The organism is Empedobacter sp. GD03739 (assembly GCF_029843245.1).
GTDB lineage: Bacteria > Bacteroidota > Bacteroidia > Flavobacteriales > Weeksellaceae > Empedobacter > Empedobacter falsenii_B.
In genome coordinates this window covers 1-979 of record NZ_JAOCHX010000109.1, presented here as the reverse complement: position 1 = coordinate 979, position 979 = coordinate 1, and the positions used below count along the sequence as shown (strand labels likewise).

Annotated in this window: 1 protein-coding gene; it reads right to left on the bottom strand. The window is 30.8% G+C overall.

Annotated elements, in window-relative coordinates; all coding sequences use genetic code 11:
• Positions 1 to 13: 13 nt before the first annotated feature.
• A complete protein-coding gene (locus N5E64_RS15620; RefSeq protein ID WP_114999353.1) occupies positions 14 to 892 on the bottom strand; it encodes an IS982 family transposase in 879 nt (292 codons plus the stop codon).
• Positions 893 to 979: the final 87 nt, after the last annotated feature.

Here is a 979-nt window from a genome sequence, read left to right as displayed (position 1 = left end):
ACCCGTAGTGCATTTAGATAATATTAATTTTTAAGTTGTTAATATTTCTATTTTGGTTTCTGTTTATTGTTTGAATAATAGTAAGCGTGAGTATTTTAGATAGTATCCTTGTTTTAAAGCCTAAAAAGCTTTTAGCATAATTACGTCTAATCATGAACTGGTCACAGAGTTGAGAGAATAACGTTTCTATCCTTTTTCTGTATTTGCGTATTACAAAAGGCTGATCTTTATAGTTTTTTTGATTTGTTCTCATAGGAACTTCCAGCTTTATATTGTGCGATGTAAACAAATCCAATTGGTATTCTGCGGATAAATATCCTTTATCAGCTAAGAGCGTACAATTTTTAAACTGCTGTTTTATATCTTTCAGATAATGAATGTCATGCACTGAAGCTGGACTAATATCCAAACTTTGAAAGACACCTTCCGCTGAGCAAACCGCATGAAGTTTATACCCATAATAATGCATTTTCTGTGAAGCACAATAACCTTTATTTGGAATTGCATAATCGGTTTCTCTGCATATTTTACTACGTGAGCTTCTTGATAATTTGCAAACTTCTAAAGGCATGCTATCCACAATAAAATACTTTTCAGAACCATTAAATTTTTCTGCTAACAGTTTTCGAATCCGTTCCATATGTATAAATAATCTTCTTTTTCGTCTATTATAAACACTACGTTCTATAAGTGACTTAATATCAGAAGGTAATATTCTAAAAAGTTGATATTCACTATCAATACTCATGTATTCTGAAGTCAGATTTAGGGCAACTATTTCCAAGTCAGATAACCTGGGCTTTCGTATCTGAAATAAAAAATTCTCACTTTCAAGATCTAAACTCTTTAATACTTCTAAAATTTTATCGTAATTTGCTTTAAAGTTGTGCATTGAATTGTGTGTGTAGTAACTACAATTTACTGCTTTTTAGTAGCTTGTACAACTTTTATATACAAGCTAATACAAATGCACTACGGG